Origin of the sequence: Nocardioides sp. (assembly GCF_047607185.1) — a bacterium.
GTDB lineage: Bacteria > Actinomycetota > Actinomycetes > Propionibacteriales > Nocardioidaceae > Nocardioides.
Genome location: NZ_JASGDQ010000140.1, coordinates 45857 through 52339, shown reverse-complemented (window position 1 = coordinate 52339; position 6483 = coordinate 45857). Strand labels below are relative to the sequence as shown.

The following is a 6483-nucleotide window of genomic DNA, read 5'->3' as shown; positions in this document are numbered from 1 at the left end:
GTGCCTTCTGCGTGCGGGCGGATCAGGATCTCGACAATCTCGATTCTCCTTGCCCAGAAGGCACTTCTACGTCAGCCCCGCCGAGTCAGACCCCGATCGCCCCAGCCGGTCCACGGATCGAGGCTAAGAGCGAGCTGGCGTCTGCTCGCTGCCACTTCGGTGTCAGTTTGCGACCGGTCACCGCGTTATGGGTGTCAGTTTGCGGCTGCTCACCGGGAATTGGGTGTCAGTTTGAGACTGGTCACGTGTGGGGGGGAGGGCGCCGGCGGTCGCAGCCGGATACGCTCCCCGCCATGGAGTCGACGGTGATCCCCGCGCTGGTGTGCGCCCTGCTGGGCGCCGGTGCCGGCTGGCTGGTGCCGCGACTGATCGGGGCGGTGCCGGAGCCCGAGACGGACCCCGAGGAGGAGCCGGGGGAGTTCCCCGAGAAGGTGCCCTACCGGGTGATCGCCGGCGCGCCCGGGCTGGCGCTCCGCTGCGCGATCGCCTGCGCGGTGGTGGCAGGAGTGCTGGGCGCAACCTTCGGCTGGACCTGGGCGCTGCCGTGGCTGCTGTTCCTGGTGCCGATCGGCTGCGCGCTCACCATCATCGACTACACCACCTGGTACCTCCCGTCGAAGATCGTCAATCCGTCGTATGCCGTAGTGGCGTTGCTCGTCGTCGTCGGCGCCGTCGCGGTCAGCGACTGGCGGGTCGTCGTCTGGGCGGTGGCCGGCCTCCTCGCGCTGGGCCTCTACTACGGCCTGATGTGGCTGATCAGTCCCCGCATCATGGCCTTCGGTGACGTCCGGCTAGGCGGCCTGCTGGGGCTGGCCCTGGGCCCCTTGGGTGCCGGCGTCCTGATCATCTCGGTCCTCGCCGCCGGGGTGATCGGCGCACTGGCCTGGCCCGCCCTCAGGCTGCTGGGCCGCACCTGGCGCCGCGACGGCAGCGAGGGGCTGCTGCGCGAGCGGGTGCCCTTCGGGCCCTTCCTGATGGTCGGCGCGCTGGTCGCGGCTGTGGCGGGGCAGTACATCGTGCTGAGCTGACCCGCGGTGATACGCGGCTGCCGGCCGTCGGCAGCGCATGGGAGACTTGTCCCATGCTGCGTTGGCTCACCGCGGGCGAGTCCCACGGCCCCTCCCTGGTCGCCATCCTCGAGGGGCTGCCCGCCCACGTCCGGATCACCTCGGCGGAGATCGCCGACTCGCTCGCCCGCCGCCGGCTCGGCTACGGCCGCGGCGCCAGGATGAAGTTCGAGCAGGACCAGGTCACCCTCCTCGGCGGCGTCCGCCACGGCGAGTCGCAGGGTGGCCCCATCGCCATCGAGGTGGGCAACACCGAGTGGCCCAAGTGGGAGACGGTGATGTCGGCCGACCCGGTCGACCCCGCCGTCCTCAAGGGCCAGGCCCGCAACGCCCCGCTGACCCGCCCCCGGCCCGGTCACGCCGACCTGGTCGGAATGCAGAAGTACGACTTCACCGACGCCCGTCCCATCCTGGAGCGCGCCTCCGCCCGCGAGACGGCCGCCCGGGTCGCGCTCGGCCGGGTGGCCACCAACTTCCTCGAGCAGGCCGTCGGCGCCCAGGTCGTCTCCCACGTGCTGGAGCTCGGCGGCGTCCGCACCCCCGGCACCGACCTGCCGACGCCCGACGACCTCGCCCGCCTCGACGAGGACCCGGTGCGCTGCCTCGATCCCGACGGCTCCAAGCTGATGGTCGAGCGGATCGACGAGGCCCACAAGGAGGGCGACACCCTCGGCGGCGTCGTCGAGGTGGTCGTCTACGGCCTGCCGCCGGGGCTGGGCTCCCACGTCCACTGGGACCGCCGTCTCGACGCCCGCCTGGCTGCCGCGCTGATGGGCATCCAGGCCATCAAGGGCGTCGAGGTCGGCGACGGCTTCGAGCTGGCCGCCACCCCCGGGTCGCGGGCCCACGACGAGATCGTGACCGGCGAGGACGGCATCACCCGTACGTCGGGCCGCAGCGGCGGCACCGAGGGGGGGATGTCCACCGGCGAGGTGCTGCGAGTCCGCGCCGCCATGAAGCCCATCGCCACGGTGCCCCGGGCGCTGCGGACGGTCGATGTCGCCACCGGCGAGGCGGCCGTCGCCCACCACCAGCGCTCCGACGTCTGCGCGGTGCCGGCCGCCGGCATCGTCGCCGAGGCGATGGTGGCGCTGGTGCTCGCCGACGCCGTGCTGGAGAAGTTCGGCGGCGACTCGGTGCGGGAGACCCGCCGCAACGCCGAGTCCTACCTCGACACCCTGAGGTTCAGGTGACCGGTCCGCGCGTCGTGCTGGTGGGACCGATGGGGGCCGGCAAGACCACGGTGGCGCGACTGCTGGGCGAGCGCTGGGACGTGGCGGTGCGCGACACCGACGCCGACGTCGAGGCCGGCGCTGGCAAGCCGGTCTCCGAGATCTTCGTCGACGACGGCGAGGCGGCCTTCCGCGAGCTGGAGAAGGCGGCCGTCGCCACGGCGCTGGCCAGCCACGACGGCGTGCTCTCGCTCGGCGGCGGCGCGGTCCTCGACCCCGACACCCAGGTGCTGCTGAAGAGTCACCCGGTGGTCTTCCTCCGGGTCGGCCTCGCCGACGCCGTTAGACGGGTCGGTCTGGGCACCGGCCGGCCGCTGCTCCTCGGCAACGTCCGGGCTCGGGTGCGGCAGCTGCTGGAGGAGCGCGGGCCGATCTACGAGTCGGTCGCCACCGTCACCGTCGACACCGACGGGCTCAGCCCCGCCGAGGTCGCCGACCGGATCGAGGAGGTCCTGTGACCAGACCCCGGAAGGCCCGCCCGGCGCCGGCCACGCTCCACGTCGGCGGCGCCTCGCCGTACGACGTCGTGATCGGCAACGACCTGGCCGGCCGGCTCCCCAGGATCCTGGGAGACAAGGTCGAGCGGGTGGCCTTCCTGTACGCCGCCGAGCTGGCGGACCTCGCCCGGCCGGTGCTGGAAGGGCTCGTCCCGCACTACGACGTGCTCGGGCTCGGCCTGCCCGACGGCGAGGCGGCCAAGACCGTCGAGGTCGCCGACCAGTGCTGGGAGGCGCTGGGGGAGAAGGGCTTCACCCGCTCCGACGCCGTAGTGACCTTCGGCGGCGGCGCCACCACCGACCTCGGTGGCTTCGTCGCGGCGACCTGGCTGCGCGGCGTCCGGGTGGTCCACGTGCCGACCACCCTCCTGGCCATGGTCGACGCCGCCGTCGGCGGCAAGACCGGCGTCAACACCGGTGCCGGCAAGAACCTCGTCGGCGCCTTCCACGAGCCCGCCGGCGTGCTCTGTGACCTGTCGCTGCTGGCCACCCTGCCCCGCGAGGAGCTGGTCGCCGGGCTCGGCGAGGTGATCAAGTGCGGCTTCATCGCCGACCCGGAGATCCTGCGGCTGGTCGAGTCCACGCCGCCGGAGGAGCTGACCCACGACTCGCCGGTGCTCGCCGAGCTGGTCGAGCGGGCGGTGCGGGTCAAGGTCGAGGTCGTGGTGGCCGACCTCAAGGAGACCGGCGGAGCCGACGGTCATCCCGGCCGGGAGGTCCTCAACTACGGCCACACCCTGGCCCACGCCGTCGAGAAGCACGAGGACTACAAGATCCGCCACGGTGAGGCGGTGGCGCTGGGCTGCGTCTACGCCGCCGAGCTGGCGCGACTGGCCGGCCGGCTCTCCGACGAGGTCGCCGCCCGGCACCGCGCGGCGTTCGGGCGAGTGGGCCTGCCCACGACGTACGACCGGGCCTCCTTCGACGAGCTGATCGGCGCGATGCGGGTCGACAAGAAGGCCCGCGGCTCGGTGCTGCGGTTCCTGGTCCTCGATGACCTGGCGAAGCCGGCGATCCTCGCCGGCCCCGACGAGGACCTGCTCCGCGAGGCCTACCGGGTGCTCTCATGAGGGTGCTGGTGCTCAACGGCCCCAACCTGGGCCGGCTCGGCAAGCGACAGCCGGAGATCTACGGCGCCACCACCCACGCCGAGCTCGCGGCCCGGTGCCAGCGGTGGGGGGAAGAGGTCGGTCTGGAGGTCGAGGTACGGCAGACCAACCACGAGGGCGACCTGCTCGACTGGCTCAACACCGCCGCTGACGAGCAGACCCCGGTAGTGCTCAACGCCGGCGCCTGGACCCACTACTCCTACGCCCTCTACGACGCCTGCGCCCAGCTCACCGCGCCCTTGGTCGAGGTGCACATCAGTGCGCCGTCGAGGCGGCCGGAGGAGTGGCGGCACACCTCCGTCGTGACGCCGCACGCGGCTCGGGTCATCGAGGGCGAGGGCATCGAGGGCTACCGGCTGGCGCTGGAGACGATCGCCGGCTCGTCGAGCTGAACCACCCACATCGGCAGCAGCCACTGGGTCAGCGGGCCGATGGTCAGCGCGAACAGCACCGTGCCCAGGCCGAGGCTGCCGCCGAGCAGCACGCCGACGACCACCACGGTGACCTCCATGGCGGTGCGGACCAGCCGGATCGAGAGGCCGGTACGGCGGACCAGACCGGTCATCAGGCCGTCGCGAGGGCCCCGGCCGAGCTGGGCGCCGACGTACATCGCCGTCGCCAGCGCGCAGAGCACCACGCCGCCGGCCATCAGCGCGACGCGCAGCAGAGGGCCCTCGGGGCGGTCCAGCACCGCCAGCGTGGCGTCGGCCGAGGGCCCGAGCACGAGGGTGTTGGCGATCGTGCCCAGGCCGGGCTTCTCCCGCAGCGGGATCCAGCCCAGCATCACCACCACGCTGACGGCGACCAGCGCCTGCCCGATACTGATCGGGACGTGCCGGATCAGTCCGGAGTGGAGCACGTCCCAGGGCGCCAAGCCGAGCGCGCCGCGGATCATCATGCCGAGCGAGACGCCGTAGAGCACCAGTCCGACGGCGAGCTGAAGGAGCCGGCGGGGGAGCCGGCCGGCGCGGAGCTGGGCGAGCGGACCCAGGTCGGTGATCATGCCGCGATCCTCTCGCCGGATTGGACTGGTTCGAAATAGCCAATCGTGGAAGAGTGGCCTGCGTGACGCGGTCCATCTCACCCGCCCGGCTGGCCGGGCTGGTCGACGGGTTCCATCGTGCGCCGGCCTATCTCGGGCTGGCCGAGAGCCTGACGCTGCTGATCGGCGACGGCCGGATCCCGTGGCGGACCCGGCTGCCCAGCGAGCGCGACCTGGCGACCGCGCTGGGGGTGTCGCGGACCACGGTGACGCGGGCCTACGCCGCACTGGTGGAGTCGGGGTACGCCGAGGCCAGACGGGGCGCCGGCACCTTCAGCAAGGTCCCCGGCGGCCGGCGCCGGGTGCACGACCGGGCGCTGCTGCCGGGGCACGACAGCAACGACGTCATCGACCTCAACTGCGCGGCCGGCTCCGCGCCGCCGGGCATCGCGGCGGCCTACGCGGAGGCGGCGACCGACCTGCCGGCCTACCTCGGCGGGCACGGCTACTTCCCCGCCGGGCTGCCCCGGCTGCAGGAGGCCATCGCGGCGACCTACGACGCCCGGGGACTGCCCACCCGCCCCGAGCAGATCATGGTCACGCCCGGCGCCCTCAGCGCGGCCGCGATCCTCGCGCAGGCGCTCACCCGGCCTGGCACCCGGGTGCTGGTGGACTCGCCGGTCTACCCCAACGCCGTGGACGCGCTGCGCCACGCCGGTGCCCGGCTGGTGGTCTCACCGGTCGCGCCCGAGGCCTGGGACCTGGCCGCGATCGCCGCCACGCTGCGGCAGACCCGGCCCTCGCTGGCCTATGTCATCGCCGACTTCCAGAACCCCACCGGCCTGGTGATGAGCGCCGCCGAGCGAGCCACGCTGGCGGACTCCCTCGCCCGGACCGGGACGGTGGCGGTGGTCGACGAGGCACACCAGGCGCTCGAGCTCGACGGCGCCGCCATGCCGCCACCGTTCGCGGCCTTCGCGCCCGACGCGATCACCCTCGGCAGCGCGTCGAAGGCGTTCTGGGGCGGGCTCCGGCTGGGCTGGATCAGGGTGCCCCCTCCGACGTCCGGCGGAGCGGCGGTGATGACGGAGCTCACCGGCGCTCGGGTGCGGCTCGACCTCGGCGCCCCGGTGCTGGAGCAGCTGGTGCTGGCCCGGCTGCTGGCCCACCCCGAAGCGGTGCTGACCGCCCACCGGGAGCGACTGCGCGAGCAGCGGGCCGCGCTGGCGGCCGCCGTCGCCGAGCAGCTGCCCGAATGGGCCTTCCGGCTCCCCAGCGGCGGACTGTGCCTGTGGTGCCGGCTGCCGCTGCCGGTCGCTACCGAGGTCGCGGCGGAGGCGGAGCAGCGCGGCGTGGTCACCGCGCCCGGGCCGGTCTTCGCGGTCGAGGGCGGCCTCGACCACTTCCTACGGATCCCCTGGACTCGCCCCGCCGAGGAGCTGGCGCGGGCCGCCCGGGTGCTGGGGGAGTCCTGGCGGGCGGTGCTGGCTCGCGGCGCCGGCCGGGTCCGTCGTACCCCTCGGGTGATCGTCGCTTAGGCCTCGTGCGCCTTCGCCGATAGGATTGTCCGTCGGCAATCCCTTGACACCTGCACAG

General features: G+C 73.5%; 7 protein-coding genes. 6 read left to right on the top strand and 1 reads right to left on the bottom strand.

Annotated elements, in window-relative coordinates:
* Window positions 1–293: 293 nt before the first annotated feature.
* The 5 genes from QM595_RS16775 to QM595_RS16755 are packed head-to-tail and all read left to right on the top strand — an operon-like array spanning window position 294 to window position 4297.
* The gene (locus QM595_RS16775; RefSeq protein ID WP_415172720.1) at window positions 294–1028 is read left to right on the top strand and encodes a hypothetical protein; all 735 of its coding nucleotides are present in this window, start codon (window positions 294–296) and stop codon (window positions 1026–1028) included.
* 53 nt (window positions 1029–1081) lie between these two features.
* Window positions 1082–2260: a chorismate synthase gene (gene aroC, locus QM595_RS16770; RefSeq protein WP_415172719.1), complete on the top strand. Its 1179-nt coding sequence runs from the start codon at window positions 1082–1084 to the stop codon at window positions 2258–2260.
* Window positions 2257–2757: a shikimate kinase gene (locus tag QM595_RS16765; protein ID WP_415172718.1), complete on the top strand. Its 501-nt coding sequence runs from the start codon at window positions 2257–2259 to the stop codon at window positions 2755–2757. The genes aroC and QM595_RS16765 overlap by 4 nt, the downstream gene beginning before the upstream one ends.
* Complete coding sequence (gene aroB / locus QM595_RS16760) at window positions 2754–3866, top strand: 3-dehydroquinate synthase (protein WP_415172717.1); 1113 nt, start codon at window positions 2754–2756, stop codon at window positions 3864–3866. The genes QM595_RS16765 and aroB overlap by 4 nt, the downstream gene beginning before the upstream one ends.
* Window positions 3863–4297, top strand: a complete 435-nt coding sequence (locus QM595_RS16755; protein WP_415172716.1) for a type II 3-dehydroquinate dehydratase — start codon at window positions 3863–3865, stop codon at window positions 4295–4297. Before aroB ends, QM595_RS16755 begins: the two co-directional genes overlap by 4 nt.
* Here the strand turns inward: QM595_RS16755 and QM595_RS16750 are convergent.
* The gene (locus QM595_RS16750; RefSeq protein WP_415172715.1) at window positions 4255–4908 is read right to left on the bottom strand and encodes a YczE/YyaS/YitT family protein; all 654 of its coding nucleotides are present in this window, start codon (window positions 4906–4908) and stop codon (window positions 4255–4257) included. The two genes, QM595_RS16755 and QM595_RS16750, sit on opposite strands and share 43 nt — an antisense overlap.
* 62 nt (window positions 4909–4970) lie before the next feature.
* Between QM595_RS16750 and QM595_RS16745 the strand changes: the two genes are divergently transcribed.
* Window positions 4971–6425 carry a PLP-dependent aminotransferase family protein gene (locus QM595_RS16745; protein WP_415172714.1) on the top strand — a complete coding sequence of 485 codons (1455 nt, stop codon included), beginning with the start codon at window positions 4971–4973 and terminating at the stop codon, window positions 6423–6425.
* Window positions 6426–6483 lie beyond the last annotated feature (58 nt).

Bases quoted from the DNA above. Each gene is read 5' to 3' on its own strand.
- QM595_RS16775 (WP_415172720.1), top strand. From the start codon at position 294: ATGGAGTCGACGGTGATCCCCGCGCTGGTGTGCGCCCTGCTGGGCGCC.
- aroC (WP_415172719.1), top strand. From the start codon at position 1,082: ATGCTGCGTTGGCTCACCGCGGGCGAGTCCCACGGCCCCTCCCTGGTC.
- QM595_RS16755 (WP_415172716.1), top strand. From the start codon at position 3,863: ATGAGGGTGCTGGTGCTCAACGGCCCCAACCTGGGCCGGCTCGGCAAG.
- QM595_RS16750 (WP_415172715.1), bottom strand. From the start codon at position 4,908: ATGATCACCGACCTGGGTCCGCTCGCCCAGCTCCGCGCCGGCCGGCTC.